The 17,891-nt window shown below is 63.5% G+C and carries 17 protein-coding genes; 13 read left to right on the plus strand and 4 right to left on the minus strand.

Annotated elements, in window-relative coordinates:
- Positions 1-33 precede the first annotated feature (33 nt).
- From JQ604_RS07785 to JQ604_RS07795, 3 genes are read right to left on the minus strand one after another with little or no spacing between them, the layout of a single operon-like run.
- Positions 34-420, minus strand: a complete 387-nt coding sequence (locus JQ604_RS07785; RefSeq protein ID WP_212355027.1) for a Zn-ribbon domain-containing OB-fold protein — start codon at positions 418-420, stop codon at positions 34-36.
- Positions 417-1,568, minus strand: coding sequence for a thiolase domain-containing protein (locus JQ604_RS07790; protein ID WP_212355029.1), 1,152 nt, complete (start codon positions 1,566-1,568; stop codon positions 417-419). The genes JQ604_RS07785 and JQ604_RS07790 overlap by 4 nt, the downstream gene beginning before the upstream one ends.
- 23 nt (positions 1,569-1,591) lie before the next feature.
- On the minus strand, positions 1,592-2,779 hold the full coding sequence (locus tag JQ604_RS07795; protein ID WP_212355031.1) for an ABC transporter substrate-binding protein: 1,188 nt from the start codon (positions 2,777-2,779) through the stop codon (positions 1,592-1,594).
- Positions 2,780-3,048: 269 nt separating this feature from the next.
- On the opposite strand from JQ604_RS07795, the gene JQ604_RS07800 reads away from it, so the two are divergent.
- From JQ604_RS07800 to JQ604_RS07825, 6 genes are all read left to right on the plus strand, one after another.
- Complete coding sequence (locus JQ604_RS07800; RefSeq protein WP_212355033.1) at positions 3,049-4,221, plus strand: phosphotransferase family protein; 1,173 nt, start codon at positions 3,049-3,051, stop codon at positions 4,219-4,221.
- A 281-nt stretch (positions 4,222-4,502) separates the two neighbouring features.
- Positions 4,503-5,399, plus strand: a complete 897-nt coding sequence (locus tag JQ604_RS07805; RefSeq protein ID WP_212355035.1) for a branched-chain amino acid ABC transporter permease — start codon at positions 4,503-4,505, stop codon at positions 5,397-5,399.
- Positions 5,396-6,427, plus strand: a complete 1,032-nt coding sequence (locus JQ604_RS07810) for a branched-chain amino acid ABC transporter permease (RefSeq protein ID WP_212355037.1) — start codon at positions 5,396-5,398, stop codon at positions 6,425-6,427. Before JQ604_RS07805 ends, JQ604_RS07810 begins: the two co-directional genes overlap by 4 nt.
- A 1-nt stretch (position 6,428) precedes the next feature.
- Complete coding sequence (locus tag JQ604_RS07815; protein ID WP_212355261.1) at positions 6,429-7,127, plus strand: ABC transporter ATP-binding protein; 699 nt, start codon at positions 6,429-6,431, stop codon at positions 7,125-7,127.
- The gene (locus tag JQ604_RS07820; RefSeq protein ID WP_212355039.1) at positions 7,124-7,819 is read left to right on the plus strand and encodes an ABC transporter ATP-binding protein; all 696 of its coding nucleotides are present in this window, start codon (positions 7,124-7,126) and stop codon (positions 7,817-7,819) included. The genes JQ604_RS07815 and JQ604_RS07820 overlap by 4 nt, the downstream gene beginning before the upstream one ends.
- Positions 7,820-7,851: 32 nt before the next feature.
- On the plus strand, positions 7,852-9,069 hold the full coding sequence (locus JQ604_RS07825; protein ID WP_212355042.1) for an ABC transporter substrate-binding protein: 1,218 nt from the start codon (positions 7,852-7,854) through the stop codon (positions 9,067-9,069).
- A 29-nt stretch (positions 9,070-9,098) separates the two neighbouring features.
- Here JQ604_RS07825 and JQ604_RS07830 read toward each other — a convergent pair whose 3' ends face one another.
- The gene (locus JQ604_RS07830) at positions 9,099-10,118 is read right to left on the minus strand and encodes a zinc-binding dehydrogenase (RefSeq protein ID WP_212355044.1); all 1,020 of its coding nucleotides are present in this window, start codon (positions 10,116-10,118) and stop codon (positions 9,099-9,101) included.
- Positions 10,119-10,304: 186 nt separating this feature from the next.
- Between JQ604_RS07830 and JQ604_RS07835 the strand changes: the two genes are divergently transcribed.
- From JQ604_RS07835 to JQ604_RS07865, 7 genes are read left to right on the plus strand one after another with little or no spacing between them, the layout of a single operon-like run.
- Positions 10,305-11,963: an AMP-binding protein gene (locus JQ604_RS07835; protein ID WP_212355046.1), complete on the plus strand. Its 1,659-nt coding sequence runs from the start codon at positions 10,305-10,307 to the stop codon at positions 11,961-11,963.
- Entirely contained in the window at positions 11,960-12,721 is a 762-nt protein-coding gene (locus JQ604_RS07840) for an SDR family NAD(P)-dependent oxidoreductase (RefSeq protein ID WP_212355048.1), read from the plus strand. Before JQ604_RS07835 ends, JQ604_RS07840 begins: the two co-directional genes overlap by 4 nt.
- Before the next feature lie 10 nt (positions 12,722-12,731).
- Positions 12,732-13,517 carry an SDR family NAD(P)-dependent oxidoreductase gene (locus JQ604_RS07845; protein ID WP_212355050.1) on the plus strand — a complete coding sequence of 262 codons (786 nt, stop codon included), beginning with the start codon at positions 12,732-12,734 and terminating at the stop codon, positions 13,515-13,517.
- 45 nt (positions 13,518-13,562) lie between these two features.
- Positions 13,563-14,807, plus strand: a complete 1,245-nt coding sequence (locus tag JQ604_RS07850; protein ID WP_212355052.1) for an acyl-CoA dehydrogenase family protein — start codon at positions 13,563-13,565, stop codon at positions 14,805-14,807.
- A 5-nt stretch (positions 14,808-14,812) separates the two neighbouring features.
- The gene (locus tag JQ604_RS07855; RefSeq protein WP_212355054.1) at positions 14,813-15,853 is read left to right on the plus strand and encodes a phosphotransferase family protein; all 1,041 of its coding nucleotides are present in this window, start codon (positions 14,813-14,815) and stop codon (positions 15,851-15,853) included.
- Positions 15,854-15,873: 20 nt separating this feature from the next.
- Positions 15,874-16,536 carry a nitroreductase gene (locus JQ604_RS07860; RefSeq protein ID WP_212355056.1) on the plus strand — a complete coding sequence of 221 codons (663 nt, stop codon included), beginning with the start codon at positions 15,874-15,876 and terminating at the stop codon, positions 16,534-16,536.
- Positions 16,537-16,562: 26 nt separating this feature from the next.
- A complete protein-coding gene (locus tag JQ604_RS07865) occupies positions 16,563-17,723 on the plus strand; it encodes a CaiB/BaiF CoA transferase family protein (RefSeq protein ID WP_349631068.1) in 1,161 nt (386 codons plus the stop codon).
- Positions 17,724-17,891 lie beyond the last annotated feature (168 nt).

Here is a 17,891-nt window from a genome sequence, read left to right on the forward strand (position 1 = left end):
TTTCGTGCCCTCTCCAAGGGGAGAAGGTACCCTCTAGGCCGGCGTGAAGAAGGGAAGCGGCGCGCCGCTTGTTTGTTTCCACACCAGCTTCACTTCTTGGCCGATCTTCAGCTGCCCCAGATCGCAATCGACGATATTCGTCTGCAGCGAGGGACCTTCCCTCAGCGTCACATACGCGATCGCGTACGGTCCGGTCGGTGATTTCCGCATCAGGCTGAACGTATAGATCGTGGCCTCGCCCGAGCTCTCTTCCCAGACGGTCTGATCGGAGAAGCAGAACGGGCAGATCGAACGCGGAAAATAGTGCGCCTCGCCGCAAGCGGTGCAGCGTTTGATCATCAGCTTGCCGGCTTTCGCCGCGTCCCAGAACGGCGCGGTCTCGGGGTTGATCACGGGAGCCGGATAGACTTTCTCGCTCATTGCACGCGCTCCAGGATGGCTGTCGATGCGGCGTGGCGCACGCCAAGCAGCCCGCCGGTGCCGTGGGCGATGGCAAGATCGCAGTTCCTGACCTGCACTTTCGGATGCGCTTCGCCGCGCAGTTGGCGCACGGCCTCGATGATCTTGGTCATGCCGCCACGGTTGACGGGGTGGTTGCTGCACAGACCGCCGCCATCGGTGTTGAACGGCAGCTTGCCGACACCGGAGATGAGATTGCCGTCGGCCACGAATCTTCCGCCTTCGCCCTTCTTGCAAAAGCCGAGATCCTCCAGCTGCATCAAGACGGTGATGGTGAAGCTGTCATAAATCGAGGCGTATTTGATGTCCCTTGGCGTCACGCCGGCTTCCTCGAAGGCGCGTGGGCCGGACCAGACGCCGGCGGAATAGGTGAGGTCGAGATTCCTGCCGCTGTTCGGACCTTTCATCGCCTCGCTGTGACCGATCAGCCGGACCAGCGGCTTCTTCAGGCTCTTGGCGATCTCCGGTGACGTCACGATCAACGCGCCGCCACCATCGGTGACGACGCAGCAATCGAGCCGGTGCAGCGGATCGGAGATCATCGGAGAGTTGACAACGTCCTCGACGGTGACGACCTCCTTCAGCATCGCATGCGGATTGTATTGTGCATGGTGAGAGGCCGCGACCTTGATCCAGGCGAGCTGCTCGGAAGTGGTGCCGTAATCGTGCATGTGGCGCATGGCGCACATGCCATATGCGTTGTGCGTGGTTGCGCCATAGGCTGTTTCGAAGTCAGCTTCTGCGCCCGGTGCGCGAGGTGGCGTATGACTGGTACGCGGCTTACCGGCCAGCGTGATCAGGGCGACCGAGCATTTGCCGGCGGCGATCGCTTCGGCTGCGTGGCCGAGCTGGATGATGTAGGAGCTTCCGCCGGTATCGGTGCTGTCGATATGGCGCACCTTCAGGCCGAGGTAGTCGACCATCGGCCAGGTCCCGCCCGGCGCATCGCCGGACAGGAAATAGCCGTCGATATCGTCCTTGCTGAGCCCCGCGTCCTCGATCGCGCCCTTGGCGACCTCGGCGTGGAGCTGCGCGATGGATTTGTCTGGAGCATGCCGGGTGGGATGCTCATAGATCCCCGCGATGTAGGCCTTGCCCTTGATGGTCAACTCGGTCTCCGCCGGTGCTTGCGTTATTCTTCGAGCAGCTTCCAGGACGTCTTCTCGAAGATCGCCATACGCAACGTGCGGTAGGGCGCGTAATTCTCCTTGGAATTGGAGAGCTCGATTCCCGGCAGCAGCATGCCGACACGTTCCTTGTTGAAGCTCGTCGCCTGCGCGAGCAGGTTCTCGCGCGTCAGGTTGTCGCCGCATCGCTGCAGGCCCTTCGCGATGGCCTGCGCATTGATGTAGCCGGACAGCGCGATGAAATCATTTGGGCTGTCGTTCGGTGCCCACTTCTTCATGAAGGCGACGTAGTCCTTCACGTCCTGGTCGTCCGCCCAGGCGGGATCGCCGGCTTGCTTGGTGAACTGGGTCGTGTAGGCGCCCTGGACGTTTTCGAGGCCCGCCGGCATCAACACACCCTGGATCGAATTGACGGGGCTGGCGAGGAACTGGGCCGGCTTCCAATTCAGCTCGTTGGCTTTCTTGATCGCCTGCGCCGCAAACTTCGGCGTCGCAAAATAGACGATCGTATCGGCGCCAGCAGCCTTGAGCTTGAGGACCTCGGAGTCGACGGTCGGATAGCTCAGCTCGTAGGAGGCTTCCGCGACAATCTTGGCGGTGCCATCCGCGCCCAGGCCTGACTTGAAGCCGGTGAGGTAATCCTTGCCGTAATCGTCATTTTGAAAGAGCACCGCGATCTTCGCGTTAGGCAGCTTCCGGGCGATGAACTTGCCGAAGGTCGCGCCTTCCATCTCGAACGGCGGATAGAATGGCACGGTCCAGGGGAAATTCTGCGGGTCGTTGAAACGGCGGCCACCGGCGGAGATGAAGACCTGCGGGACCTTGTTCTGGTTCAGGTATTTCTGAACGGCGACGTTCGGGACGGTGCCGACCGTGCCGACCTCGGCGAGCACGCCATCGTCGTCGACCAGCTTGCGAGTCTGCTCGATCGCCTTTGGCGGGCTGAACGCATTATCCAGCGAGATCAGGTTGACCTTCCGGCCGTTGATGCCGCCGCTCTCGTTCAGCATCTGGAAATAGCCGGTCATGACGCGGCCATAGCTTGAAAAAGCCGATGCGGGACCGCTGTAGGGAACGGTCTGGCCGATCTTGACTTCGGTGTCGGAGACGCCCGGGCCGTACTGCTTCTCGGCGGCGCCAGCCGTGCTGCCGAGAATAAGAGCGGAAATGCCGACCAGTACCGGAATTCTCATGTTCTCTCCCCCTGTCATTCCAGTCAGGTCTCTGACTGTAGTAAGTACGCATGTATACCATATATTATCAAACTAAAATATGCGATGCTGCGTCACGACCGAATTTTCCGCGCGAGCCGGCGGTTGCTGGCCCAAGATGTAGCCATAGCCACCGCGTGACGCGGCGCAGCCATGCCTTGAACGCGGCCTGTATTGTGCTACAGATAGTACATAAGCGTACTAATTATGTCGCCTCAGATCCCGATCGGGTGCGGCAGAGGGGAGGGACCATGGCTGCGTCGGGTGCAACGGCACTGGCTGCACTGAAAATTGGCGGACGCGTGGCCTTCGAGCGCCTGACGCGGCCGAAGGCCCGCCGCGCGGAGGATGTTCCGTGCTCGCCCAGCGCCATCACGCCGGAATGGCTGACCGCCGTGCTCTGCCAGAAAACGCCCGGCGCTGTCGTCACCGACGTCGTGGTGAAGCCGTCGAGTGCAGGAACGCACGAACGCCACCAGTTGATCGTCAGCTACAATGACGCGGGCCAGCGCGCCGGCCTGCCGCGGTCGATGTTCACGAAATCGCTGCCCAGCGTCGTGACGCGCATGATCGGTGGTTTCAACGGCACCGCGCGGGTCGAGGGCCGGTTCTACATGCAGTTGCGGCCGCAGCTCGAGATCGAGGCGCCGATCGGCTATCACGCGGCATTCGATCGCCAGACCTACGCCTCGATCTTGCTCCTGGAGGACATGGTCGCGACCAAATCGGCGACCTTCTGCAACTCCAGGACCTATGTCGATCGGGGGATGGCGGAGGACATGGTCGATGTGCTGGCCGCGCTGCATGCGCGCTTCTACGGCGATGCTGAACTCGCGACGCAATATCGCTGGGTCGCCAGCTATCCGCGCTGGTTCACCATCGGCGCGGACAAGATGAGCCTCGAGCATTACACAAGGAAGGCGTTCGACGCCGCGGCGCACGTGATCCCCAAGGGCGTGCTGGCGCAGCGGGACGCGGTCTGGCCAGCTGCCATGCAGGCGCTCGCCGTCCATGACAGCGAGCCGCAGGGGCTGATCCACTCGGACGTGCATATCGGTAATTGGTATCGCACGGGCGCGGGGAAGATGGGCCTGTGCGATTGGCAGTGCCTGGCCCGCGGTCACTGGTCGAGGGACTTTTCCTATGCCGTGACGGCGGCGCTCACCCCCGGCGATCGCCGCAAGTGGGAGAAGGACTTGCTCGTTCGTTATCTTGACCGGTTTGCCGCGCTGACGGGGACCAGGCCGGATTTTGACCGGAGTTTCCTCAACTATCGGCAGCAGATGGTGCATGCGCTGCTGATGTGGACGATCACGCTGTGCCACTCGCCGCTATTGCCGGCGATGCAGTCCGAGGCGACCACGCTGGCGATGATCGAACGGATCTCGACGGCGATGGCCGATTTGGAGGCGCTGCGCGGTTGATCACGCGTCTCGGCGAGAGACGGCCGTTGCCGTCGCCGTGAACCTGACGACACATGCGCGAGATGCCGCAGCGTATCGCCCGATTTCGATTTGCGGCGAACACCAGTATATGATAAGCCAGTGTACTAATCGAGCGTCGAACTCGAAATCGTCCGATAGGACGGGGAAATGCTGAAGGCCGGCTCCGGGCGCGATCGAGATCCGCCACGGACGTTGTGCATATGGCAGGAGGGCCCTTTGCGAGATCAAGCGCGCAGACTGGCGACGCATCGGACGATCGCGTGCTGTCGCGCCGTGCACCGTGGCGGGAGATCGCTGCGATGATCGCGCTGCTGATCGCGAATTCGCTGGCGCTGGCGTCCCTGCTGATCATGCTGTCGAGCGGGCTCGCCCTGATCTACGGCCTGCGCGACGTCATCAATTTCGGTCACGGCGCGATCTACATGCTCGGCGCCTATCTCGGCTACACGATCGCCCTCGTTGGCGGATTCTGGCTCGCGCTGCTGCTGGTGCCGCTGCTGCTGGCGCTGCTCGGGATCGCGTTCGAGTATCTGGCGCTGCGACCGCTGCAGCGCCGCTCGCATATCGAGGTGGCGCTGGTCACGCTCGGTCTCGGCATCATCCTCGGACAGGTCATCATCTACATCTACGGGGGCGAGGCGCGCAGCGTGGATGCGCCGAAAATCCTGTCGGGCTCTGTGACCGTCCTGCATCTGTCCTATCCGGTCTACCGCCTGTTCCTGATCGTGATGGGGCTCGGCTCCTGCGCGCTGCTGGCCCTCTGGCTTCGCTATACGTCGTCGGGGCTCTATGTGCGCGCGGTGAGCCAGGATCCGTCGGTCGCGCGGATGATGGGCATCAACGCCGATCGCCTGAGCCTGCTCGTGACCAGTCTCAGCACGGCGTTCGCTGGTATCGCCGGCGTATTGGCCGGGCCTTATCTGTCTGTCGATCCCGGCATGGACGTCGTGATGATCGTGAACTGCCTGATCATCGTGGTGATCGGCGGCACCGGCAGCATTGGAGGCGCGATCATCGCGGCGTTGCTGTTCGGCTTCGTGCAGGTGGCAGGATCGGTATTCCTCCCCAATCTTGCGGCGCTCGTACCCTACATCCTGCTGATGGTCGTGCTGTTGATCGCACCGGGCGGCATCGGGCGTGGGAGGGTGATGAGTTGAGCAACGGCACGATGACCGACGATCTGCGTGCTTCCACGACGGCAACATTCGGCTCGCTGTCGCAGCGTTCGCTCGCAATCGCCGTCGGATTGATCGGGCTTTGCGCAGGTGCAATCGTTCCGACCTATCTCGCCAGCGATTTCGTGCTTCGACTGGGCAGCGAAGGCCTGCTGCTCGGCCTGCTCGCGCTCAGCGTCGCCTTCCTGATGAACCAGGCTGGGTTGGTCGCGCTCGGCGCGGCCAGTATCTATGGCGGTGCCGGCTACCTGTTCGCGATCGGCATGAGCGATTGGGGCTTGTCACCAACGGCAGCACTGTGCGTCGCGTTCCTGATCCTTCTCGTCTATGCTGCGATGCTCGGCGCGCTGATCGTCCGGACCAATCCGCTCGCTTTCATGATGTTGACACTTGCTGCCGGCGAGATGATCAGCCATGCCGTGCTGCTCGAGGGATTGCGCGACTATACCGGAGGTGCCGACGGACTGGTGGTTCGGGTCAACGGATCGGTCCTTGGCATCGACGCGCTTCGTTTTGCCGACCCGGTGCAATTCTGGTGCATCGCCTGGATCGTGACCGTGCTGATCGGGCTGGCCTTCTGGGCCATCGGGCGTTCGCGACTCGGCGTGGTGCTGCGCGCCATCAGGGGGAACGAGGAACGCATGCGGTTCTCCGGCTTCAACACCTTCCTGCCGCGGCTGATCGGATATGTGCTGGTCAATGTCGCGGCGGCGATCGCCGGCTTCCTGCATGTGCTCAATGCCGGTTTCGTTTCGCCGGAGAGCCTGGGACTATTCGTGAGCACCAATACGCTGGTCGCGGCGCTGATCGGTGGAATCTCCGGTTCGCTCGGCCCGATTCTCGGCGGGTTGATCTTCTCGTTTGCGCAGGACGAGTTCGGCGCGCGGGGGCTGACGCAGCTCCTGACCGGCGTCGCCATCGTCCTGTTCATCGTCGTGTTCCCGCGCGGTGTCGTCGGCGGGCTGTCGAGCCTATCGAAGCGGCTGGGCTGGCGGCGAGAGGGGGCCTGACATGCTCGCGACCGAAAAACTATCAGTGAGCTATGGCTCGGTGCGGGCGTTGACCGACGTCGATCTCGAGATCAGCGGCGATGGCCTGCTGCACGGCATCATTGGCCCGAACGGGGCCGGCAAGTCCACCTTGCTCGATGCGATCTGCGGCCGCCGGCGTCCGACCTCGGGACGCGTTCGTTATTGCGGCGAGGACATCACGCGCCGTTCGATCAGCTGGCGCCGCCGGCAGGGCATGGCGCGATCGTTCCAGCGCACCAGCATCTTCCAGGATCTGACCGTGCGCGAGCAGCTGCAGCTGGTTGCACAGCATCTCGGCGACGAGGGGCTCGACGACGTCATTGAGACCATGGATCTCGGCGGCTATCTCGACCAGAAGGCCGGACGTATCGCCTATGGCGTGCAGCGCCGGGTCGACGTCGCTCTCGCCCTGATCGGACGCCCGCGCCTCCTGCTGATGGACGAGCCGGGCGCCGGTCTCTCGGCCACGGAGACGTTGCGCCTGTTCCAGCATGTGCGTGATCTCGTCCGCGAGCGCAGGATCGCGGCTGTCGTCGTCGAGCATGATGTCGACGCGGTCTTCGCCTGTTGCGACATGGTCACGGTGCTGGATCTTGGCCGGCACCTGTCGACAGGTGCGCCCGAAGCGATCCGCGCCGACCAGCGTGTCATCTCGGCATATCTGGGGACGGCGGCATGAGTGCGCTGCGGATCCAGTCGCTGTTTGCCGGCTATGGCGCCTCGACGGTGCTGCGCGGCATCGATCTGACGGTCGAGGAGGGAGAATCGGTCGCGCTGGTCGGCCGCAACGGGGCCGGCAAATCGACACTCCTGCTCTCCGTTTTTCGCGAGACCAACATTCTGTCCGGCGAGATCTGGGTCGGCGAGCGCAGGATCGATGACTTGCCAGGTTACACGGCGGCCAAGCTCGGTGTGTCGATCGCGCCGCAGGGGCGGCGAATCCTGCCGAATCTTACGGTCAGGGAGAACTTGCTGCTGGGCCGGGCCACCGGCAGGGCAGGGCATTGGACTCTGAAAACCATTTACGACCTGTTTCCCGTGCTCGAGGAGCGCGCCGATCGGCTCGGCACGATGCTGAGCGGCGGCCAGCAGCAGATGCTGGCGATCGGCCGCGCGCTGATGGCCAACCCAAGCCTCATTCTGCTCGACGAGCCTTCGGAGGGGCTTTCTCCCGTTCTGATCGATGGGTTGGTCGACACCCTCAACACAATCCGTGGCGCCGGAACCGGCGTGCTCGTGGTCGAGCAACATCTCAGTCTCGTCAAGCGCGCCACTGATCGATTCGTGATTCTGGCAAAGGGCGAGGTCGTCGGCGCAGGCGCGATCGCTGCCATCGGTGCACCGGAGAACCAGGCGCTCATGGCGATCTAGTGGAACATCGGGATAACGGAGGAGGGAAAAAAATGAAAAAATCATCCATGGGCTCGACTTTCGGTTTGTTGCGCATGGCGACAATCGGCGCAGCGATGGCTTTCGGCGTCACGACCGCCGCCTTGGCCGAAGATACGGTCAAGATCGGCGTTCTCCTGATCGACAGCGGACCGCTTGCCGGCCTGAAGGACACTCAGGTCAAGGCCGCCAACCTCGCGATCGAGCAGATCAACGCCGCTGGCGGCGCGGCCGGCAAGAAGCTGGAAGCGATCTTCATCTCCTATCCCGGCACGCCTGATACGGCCGTGGACGGCGCCATCCGCGCGGTCCAGAAGGATGGCGCAATGTTCATCACTGGTATGGACACGTCCGCAGTGACGCCGGCGCTGCAGGCCAAGCTTCCGGCGTTGAAGGTCCTGATGCTGGAAGTGATGGCCAATGCGGACGGCCTGACCGGAAAGAACTGCACGCCGAATTACTTCCGCGTCAATGCCAATGACTCCATGATCATGGGGACGTTCAGGGAATTTCTGAAGGACCAGGGCATCAAGAAGTGGGACATCATCGCAGTCGACTATGCCGCTGGGCGTGACTCCGCGGACAAGTTCAAGCAGCTGGTCACCTCGCAGGGCGGCACCATCGGCAAGGTCCTGTTCTCGCCAAACGGCACGCCGGATTTCGGTGCCAAGATTTCCGAGCTTGGTGCCGATCCGGCCGACGGCCTGTTCGTCACGATCTTCGGCAGCGACGCGATCAACCTCGCCAAACAGCAGCAGCAATTCGGCCTGTTCAAGAAGTACAAGATGGTGCTGGGCAATTCCTTCGTGATCCCGCAGACGCTGCCCGCGCAGGGCGAGACCGTGCTCGGCGTGTATCAGAACATCGGCTTCGTGGCCGGTTTCCCCGGCGCGCAGGCCGAGGCCTTCGTGAAAGCGTACAAGGAGAAATACAACGGTGAGCTTCCGCCCTACACCAGCGCCGATCAATACGCGGCCATCCAGCTGATGGCCGCCGGGCTCCAGAAGGCGAACTCGACCGACATCAACGCCGTCCGTGCCGCGCTGTCCGGCCTCAAGACCGAGACGGTCTTGGGTGACGTGGAGGTGCGCGCGGGTGACCACCAGACAGCGCGGCGCATGGCGATCAGCCAGATCGTGATGGGCCCGGAAGGTAAGCCGGTCTACCAGATCAAGAAGATCGAGCCGGGGTCCGACATCATTCCGCCGGTCGATCCCGCTTGCAAGATGTGACGCTGATCCGCCTTCGCTCGTGGCGCCATCTACGCCACGAGCGACACTTTGCCGAACTGCGCTCCCGAAGCGAGACGTGCGAGGGCCGCAGGGACGTCGGCCATCTTGAAGGTCGTGTCGATCACCGGCCGGATCAGGCCGCGATTGAACACGTCGAGCAATTGCCGAAACTCCGCGACGCTGCCGCCCGTCGAGCCGTAGATTTCGAGCTGGCGGATGAAGACGCGCTGCAAATCGGCCGGTGGATTGGAGCCGGTCGTGGCGCCGCAGGTGACAAGCCGGCCGCCGCGGCGCAGGGAACGGAGCGACTCGCCCCAGCTCGCTTCGCCGACGCTGTCGATCACCATGTCGACACCACCGCCGCTCATTTGCTGGATCGCGGCCGAGACCTTGTCGCGCCGGTAGTTGACGCCGCCATCCGCGCCCATCGCGATGGCCCTGGCGATCTTCTCGTCGCTGGAGGAGGTGACGAACACGCGGGCACCGACCAGCTTGGCAAGCTGAAGGCAAGCGACGGCCACGCCGCCTCCGATGCCGACGATCATCACGCTTTCGCCGGGCTGCAGCGGACGCTTGCCGAACAGCATTCGCCATGCCGTGAGATGGCCGGTCATCAAGGCGCCCGCGGCCACGAGATCCGCATCGTCGGGGAGAGGGAAGAAGCAATCGCTGGGCATCGCGATGTAATCCGCGAAGCCGCCATTACGGTGCTCGCCCATGATCCTGACGTTCTCGCAGAGCGGCTGGTCACCGGCCAGGCAGTAGCGACATTTGCCGCAAAACGCCTCTGAGAACAGGACTGCTTTCATGCCGGGTTTCAGGCCACTGCCGGGCGCGGCCTCGACGACTTCGCCCGCGGCTTCGACCCCCATCACCTGCGGCAATGCGTGGGTGATGCCGTCGCCATTGTCGCGCATGTAGAGATCGACGCGGTTGACCGAGGAGGCCGCGACCTTGAGCACGGACTCAGCCGCGGCGGGAACAGGATCGGGGAACTCGCGCCAGGATACGCCGTCCGGCCCGCGCCGCTCCAGAACTGCCGCCTGCATCGTCGCCCTCCCTGTTTCGGGTCGCACTGCAAAACTAATGCACTAGCTCACGAACGTTTCCGCTGCGTGCCTGATGGACAGTCTACATAGCCACGCAATTTAGTATTGCGGTCCATTTCAAATATAATACACTAGCGAACGAACATGCCGTCAAGTGCATCGACCAATCGTCTTGGAGGCAACGCCATGAGCGAGAAGCGTTTCGATCCCGTGGCGCACGCGCGTGCGATGCGTGCCAGCGGTTTCTGGGTCGACAAGAGTTTTGACGAGTTCCTGCAGCAGACGATCGTGGCGACGCCCGACAAGCTCGCGCTGATGGCTGACCGTGCCGATCGTGACGCGCCGAAGCGGCTCACTTACGCAGAGCTGGGCGACATGATTTCGCGCGCGGCGGCCTCGCTGCGTCGTCTCGGTGTCGGTTCAGGCGACGTGATATCGGTCCAACTGCCGAACTGGTGGGAATTCGCGGTCATTGCGCTGGCGGCGTTCCGGGTGGGTGCGGTCGTCAATCCGCTGATGCCGATCTTCCGCGAGCACGAGCTCAGCTACATGCTCGGTTTTGCCGAGACGAAGCTGCTAGTGGTGCCAAAGCTGTTCCGCGGCTTCGATCACGAGGCGATGGCGCGTTCGCTGAAGCCGGGGCTGCCGAAGCTCACGCATGTCATCGTCGTCGACGGCGAGGGACCTGAGAGCTTCGAGCAGGCTTTGCTGTCCGGCAGCGAGCGCCTCGGCCCGCCGCCGGTCGGCGACATCGGCGCGCTGCCGGCTGACCGGATGGCTGTGCTGATGTTCACTTCGGGAACCACGGGTTCGCCCAAAGGCGTCATGCATTGCCTTAACACGCTGATGGGGTGCTGCATTGGACTTGGCCGACGCTTCGGTCTCGACGCAGGTGATACAATGCTAGTGTGCTCGCCACTCGGCCACATGACTGGCTTTGCGGCCGGCATGCTGCTCGGTCTGAAGATCGGCGCCACCGTGATCTTCCAGGACATCTGGGAGCCAAAGCGCGGGGTCTCCATCATGGCCAAGGAGGGCGTCACCTATTCTGCCGGCGCCGCCACGTTCCTGGCCGACATGTGCGAAGCGGTTGCTGCCGGTGCGGCGAAGCCGTCAGAACTACGCAAATTCCTCTGTGCAGGTGCGCCGATCCCGCCCGCGCTGATCGATCGCGCCTATCGGGAGCTCGACCTCAAGGTCTGCTCACTGTGGGGCATGACAGAGTCGCTCGCGAGCACATTGACCGAGCCCGAGCGGGCGCTGGAGAAATCATCGAAGACCGACGGACGTCCCGTCGAGGGCGTCGCGGTCAAGGTGTTGCGCATGGACGGATCGCCGGCTGCGGTCGGAGAGCGCGGCCTGCTGAAAGTGCGAGGCGCGCAGATGTTCCTCGGTTACTACAAGCGCGACGACATGGAGCCGTTCGATGCCGAGGGTTGGTTCGATACCGGCGACATGGCCTATATTGATGACGAGGGCTACATCCGGATCGATGGCCGCATCAAGGACATCATTATCCGCGGTGGAGAGAACGTCCCCGTCTTCGACATCGAAAACCTGATGTTCAAGCTTCCCTCCGTATTGTCCGTCGCCATCGTCGGATATCCGGATCCGCGGCTTGGCGAGCGGGCTTGTGCCTTCGTCGTCCTGCGGCCGAGCACCACGCTCGATCTCACCGCCGTGCAGGCGCATATGGCCGAGCACAAGGTCGCCAAGCAGTATTGGCCCGAACGGCTCGAAATCGTCGCCGATTTACCCAAGACGCCGGCCGGCAAGGTGCAGAAATATCAGCTCCGTGAGATTGCCAAGGCATTCGCCGAGCCGCCCCACAAGGCCAGCGCATGAACGCACGTCTGAAGGATCGTGTCTGCGTCGTTACGGGCGCGGCGCGCGGAATTGGCTTTTCGATCGCCGAGCGCTTCGGCCGCGAGGGCGGGCGTCTGGCCTGTGTCGACATCAGCGCGAAGCGGCTGGAGCCCGCTGTCATCAGGCTGAAAGACATGGGGTTCGAAGCCAGGGGATATGAAGTCGACGTCGGCCGGCGCGATGACATTCATACGCTGTTCGAGCGCATCGAACATGAATTCAAGGCGCCGGTTGCCGCGTTGGTCAACAATGCCGTGTTTGCGCGCTTCGAGCCGCTGGCGCAGATCGCGGTCGACACGGTGGAGCGGATGTTCGCGGTCGGCGTGCATGGCCTGATCTGGGCCACGCAGGCCGTGGTGCCGCAGATGGAGCGGCGCGGCGGCGGTTCGATTGTCAATCTGAGTTCGGTATCGGCATTTCATCCGGCCAAGGACTCCATCGCATACTCCGCGCTGAAGGCTGGTGTCGTCGGCCTCTCGCGTGCGTCGGCGATCGAGCTGGCTGCGAAGAATATCCGCGTCAACGTAATCGCGCCGGGCATGATCGGAACGCCGGCCTCGATCGCGCAATTCGATGAGGCGACGATCGCGGCGCGTCAGGCCGAAATGCCTGCCGGCCGCTTTGGCCAGCCCGAGGAGATCGCTGGGCTCGCGGCATTCCTCGCAAGCGATGACGCCAGCTACATCCAGGGCGCGGTCATCACCGCGGACGGCGGCTGGACTGTCCCAGCAAAATAGGAGAAGGCGCATGAGGCGGCTCGAAGGCAAGCGCGCGGTCGTCACCGGCGGCGGAAGCGGTATCGGCCGCGCCAGTGCCATCCGCTTCGCGCGCGAAGGCGCCTCCGTCCTGGTGGTCGGTCGCGCCGGCAACGCCGAGGCGGCGGTGGCGGCGATCCGGAGCGAGGGCGGGATTGCTTCGGCCATGATCACGGATGCGGCGGTCGAGGAGAATGTGGCCGCGATCGTGTCGCGTTGCGTGTCTGAATTCGGCGGGCTTGAAATCTTCTTTGCCAATATCGGTGTTACCGGGACGAATACGCCGTTGCTGGAGCAAACGGTCGAGGAGTGGTCCGAGGTCTATCGCATCAACACGATCAGTTGCTTCCTCGCCATCAAATATGCCGGTCGGCACATGACGAAGCAGGGCTACGGTTCGATCATCCTGACGTCGTCGGCGGCGTCGCTGCGCGCCAATGCGGGTGCGATCTCCTACAGCGCCAGCAAGGCTGCAGTGAACAATCTGGCACAAACGGCTGCCAATGCCTTTGCCGGCACTGGCGTACGCGTCAATGCGGTGCTGCCCGGCCTCGTGGAGACCCAACTGACCCGCAAGGTGTTCGAGGATGCGCGCGCACGGGGTGTCGAATCCAAGCTCGGCCATGTCACGCCGCTGAAGCGTCCGGGGCGCTCTGAAGAAATCGCGGCCGCCGCGGCGTTCCTCGCGAGCGATGATTCGTCATATGTCGACGGCCAGTTGCTGTCCGTCGACGGTGGGGTCAGTAGCACGCATCCGTATGGCCGGATCGCGCTCTAGCGGAGCGGGCGGCCCAACAAGAATAGCAGACACAGGAGAGACGCCGTGGATTTCGAACTCCCGAAGGCGATCACTGACAAGCTGGCTGAGCTCGACGCGTTCATCGAAGCGGAAATCAAGCCGCTCGAACGCGACAACATCAAGTTCTTCGATCACCGCCGCGAGAACGCCCGCACCGACTGGGACAATGACGGCCGTCCCTGCGATGAATGGCGAGCACTGATCAGCGAGATGGAGCGCCGCGCTGACAAGGCCGGACATCTGCGCTACGGCCTGCCGAAATCATGCGGCGGGCAGGGCGCTTCGAATCTCGCGATCGCCGCGATCCGCGAACATCTCGCGGCCAAGGGCCTCGGTCTGCACAACGATTTGCAGGACGAGTCGTCGATCGTCGGCAATTTCCCGATCATTCCTGCCTTGGCCGACTACGGGACCGAGGAGCAGAAGACCTATATCGAAGGCATCATCACGGGGAAGAAGCATCTCTCCTTCGGTCTGACTGAGCCCGGCCACGGCAGCGACGCCACCTGGCTCGAGACCACAGGCGTGCGCGACGGCAATCACTGGGTGATCAACGGCCGCAAGCGCTGGAACAGTCAGGTTGCGCGTGCGCATGCCAACCTGGTGTTCGCGCGCACCTCGGGCAAGCCGGGCGAAGCCAAGGGCATCACCGCCTTCGTGGTGCCGACCAATACGCCCGGCCACAACGTGCTCTACAATCACTGGACCTTCAACATGCCGAGCGATCACGCGGAGACAGAGCTCGTCAATGTGCGCGTGCCCGACAGCGCGATCCTGCACCGGGAGGGAGAGGGTCTCGTGGTGGCGCAACGCTTTGTGCATGAGAACCGCATCCGCCAGGCCGCGGCCAGCGCCGGCGCCGCGCGCTATTGCATCCAGGAGGCCGTCAAGTACGCAAGATCACGCGTCGCGTTCGGCGAGCCGCTGGCGAAGAAGCAGGCCGTGCAGTTTCCGCTGGTCGAGCTTTGGGCCGATTATCAGTTGCTCCGCAACTTCATCTTCCGCACCGCGTGGCAGATGGACCGCCAGAACCCGTTGACGATCAGCGACATGGTTTCGATCTGTAACTTCCGTGCCAACCGGCTGTGCTGCGAGGCCGCTGACCGCGCGATGCAGGTGCATGGCGGCATGGGCTACAGCCGCGCCATGCCGTTCGAGCACATCTATCGCCATCACCGCCGCTACCGCATCACGGAGGGAACCGAGGAGGTGCAGATGCGCCGCGTGGCGCAGTATCTGTTCGGCTTCAGCGGCAAGAGCGCGAGCTGATCGCGATGAGCGGGCAGGCGAGCGACGGCGACGTGGATTTCGACCTTCGTCGGCTCGACGCGTATCTGAGGGACTGGCTCGGCGGAAGCGCCGAAGCCAGCGTGACGCGGACCAGTGGCGGGATGTCGAATCCCACCTATTTCGTGACTCGTGGCGATTGGCATGCGGTGCTGCGCAAGCAGCCGAACAACGTGCTGATGCCGTCGGCTCACGCCATCGATCGCGAGTATCGCGTGCTCACGGCTTTGCAGCAGAGCGTCGTCCCAATGCCGCGACCGTTCCGGTACTGCGAGGATCGGGATGTACTGGGCACGCCGTTCTATCTGATGGAGTGGCTAAGGGGGCGCGTCATGTACGACTACGCGTTACCAGGGCTTGCGCCGGAGGCACGTGCGGCCTGCTATCGTTCGATGGCTGAAACGCTGGCCGCGTTGCACCGGCTCGACTTCCGCGCGGCCGGGCTCGGCGATTTCGGCAAGCCCGGAAATTATTTCGCCCGCCAGCTCAACCGCTGGTCAAAATTGTGGGCCGAGTACCGCTGCGGTGACGACGACAATCCGTCGCTCGACCGGATGGTGCGCTGGCTGTCGGAACGCGTGCCCGAAAGCGACAGCCTAGCGCTTTGTCATGGTGATTTCCGGATGGCCAATCTGGTGTTTCATCCGACTGAACCGCGCGTGATCGGTGTGCTCGATTGGGAGTTGTCGACACTCGGCCATCCGCTCGTCGATCTGGCGTTCAATACCCAGGCGTGGCGCATGGCACCGGACGAGAACGGGGGCTTGCTCGGTCTGCCGCTCCAAGAGATGGGGATACCGGGCGAGCAGTCCTATCTCGACCACTACTACGATCGGGCCGAAACGACCGAGCGCCTGACGGCCTTTCATCAGGTGTTCGCGATGTTCCGCGGTGCGGTCGGCAGTGCCGGCGTCGCGGCGCGCGGCGATCTCGGCAACAACACGCTGCCTGATGCCGCGAATGTGGGGCGCCGGCTCGCCCGTGCCTATGCGACGCGGGGAATGGCCCTGATTGAGAATGAAACATGAGCATGCTGGAACGACCGTCGATGAGTGTCGATGAAGCGATCCGCCGGCGCCGTTCGGTGCGCGGCTTCTTGTCCCGCGAGGTGCCTGACGCGACGCTTCGCGAGGTGTTTGCACTGGCGCAGTGGTCTCCGTCGAACTGCAATGTGCAACCATGGGTTCCGCACGTGGTTTCGGGAGGTCGGCTCAAGCGGCTTCGTGACGCGCTGGTTGCGGCAGGGATGCGCGACGAGCCGATCAAGCCGGATTGGCCGGCCGACGGCAAGTTCTCCGGAATCCATCGCGAACGTCAGGTCGGTGCCGCGCAGGCGCTCTATGGCGCGATGGGCGTGGCGCGAAGCGATACGGTCGGGCGCAAGCTGGCCTATGTTCGCAACCACGCGTTCTTCGATGCGCCCCACGCCGTCTTCATCTTCATGCCCGAGCCGTTCGATACGCGCGAGGCGGCGGATATCGGCATGTACGCGCAAACCCTGATGCTTGCGTTCATCGCCCGCGGCATCGCCTCCTGCGCGCAGGGCGCGCTCGGCTTGTTTCCGGATATCGTCCGTGAACAGCTCGGAATTCCCGGCCATCAAAGGCTGCTGTTCGGTATCTCGTTTGGTTACGAGGATGTTGACGTCAAGGCTAATGCCGCGCGCGTCGAACGGGCCCCGATCGACGACGTCGTGCGTTTCCATCGCTGAGAGCGTCGAGACAGGGAGGTGTTGGTTTGACCGGACCGCTGCAAGGCTTTCGCGTCGTCGAAATGGGCGGAATTGGCCCGGCTCCCTTTGCCGGTGCGCTCCTCGGAGATCTCGGGGCGGATGTGATGCGTATCGATCGCATCGCGAAGCCCGGCGTCGCACCGGAGCTACCCGCGCAGTTCGACTTCTACAATCGTAACAAGCGCTCCGTGGCACTCGATCTCAAGCAGCCCGAGGCGGTCGCGACTGCGCTCCAACTGGTGGCGCGGGCGGATGCGTTGATCGAAGGCTTTCGTCCGTCGGTGATGGAGCGACTTGGACTTGGACCGGAGATCTGCCAAGCCGCCAATCCGCGGCTGGTCTATGCACGCATGACGGGGTGGGGACAGGCAGGACCGATGGCGCAGGAGGCCGGGCACGATATCAACTATCTTGCGCTCACCGGAGCGCTGCATTGCCTGGGTGATGCGGACCGGCCGCCGTCACCACCGCTCAATCTGGTCGCGGACCTCGGCGGTGGGGCGCTGTATCTAGTCGTCGGCCTGCTCGCAGCAGTCATGGAGGCGCGGCGGTCGGGCAACGGGCAGACAATCGATGTCGCCATGATCGACGGCGTGACGCATCTGATGTCGGCGTTCCAGGCATTCCGACAGCTGGGAAGCTGGACTGAGCGGAGGGCCGACAACATCGTCGACGGCGGCGCACCCTTCTATGGCAGCTACGCAACCAGGGACGGCAGGTTCATCGCCGTCGGCGCGATCGAACCGCATTTCTATGCCAACCTGTTGGGCGTGATGGAGCTCAGGGCAGGGGAACTTCCGGACCAGAACGACCGCGCATCCTGGCCGCAGATGCGGCAGCGCTTTGCGGATACCTTCGCTCGGCGAACGCGCGACGAATGGGTTGCGGCCGCGATGGGACGCGATGCCTGCCTCGCGCCGGTCCTGACCATCGACGAGGCACCCTTGCATCCGCAGATGCAGGCGCGAAGCGCCTACACGATGTTCGACGGGGTACGGCACCCAAGCCCTGCGCCGCGGTTTTCCCGAACACCGTCTGCGCTTCACACGCCGCCGCCAACGCCGGGGCGCGATACAAGACAGGCGCTCGCGGATTGGGGCGTTTCCCCGGAGCAGATCGCCGCGCTGGAATCGGCCCGCGCCATCGGGGATGATGCTGCTCTCTAGTCGGCCGAGGATCCTTCGACAGGGTCCAGCTCGTGTCGTCGACAGATTAGCCGATCTTCAGGTGATCGATAGCGCGGTATGGGTGCGCGCTCCCCGCGAGGTCACGTTGGTCCGCGACTTCAATTGGACCTACGTGGCCCACATCCAAGGTCCGATGCCTCGGGCGCG

Source organism: Bradyrhizobium jicamae (genome assembly GCF_018130695.1).
Lineage (GTDB): Bacteria > Pseudomonadota > Alphaproteobacteria > Rhizobiales > Xanthobacteraceae > Bradyrhizobium > Bradyrhizobium jicamae_B.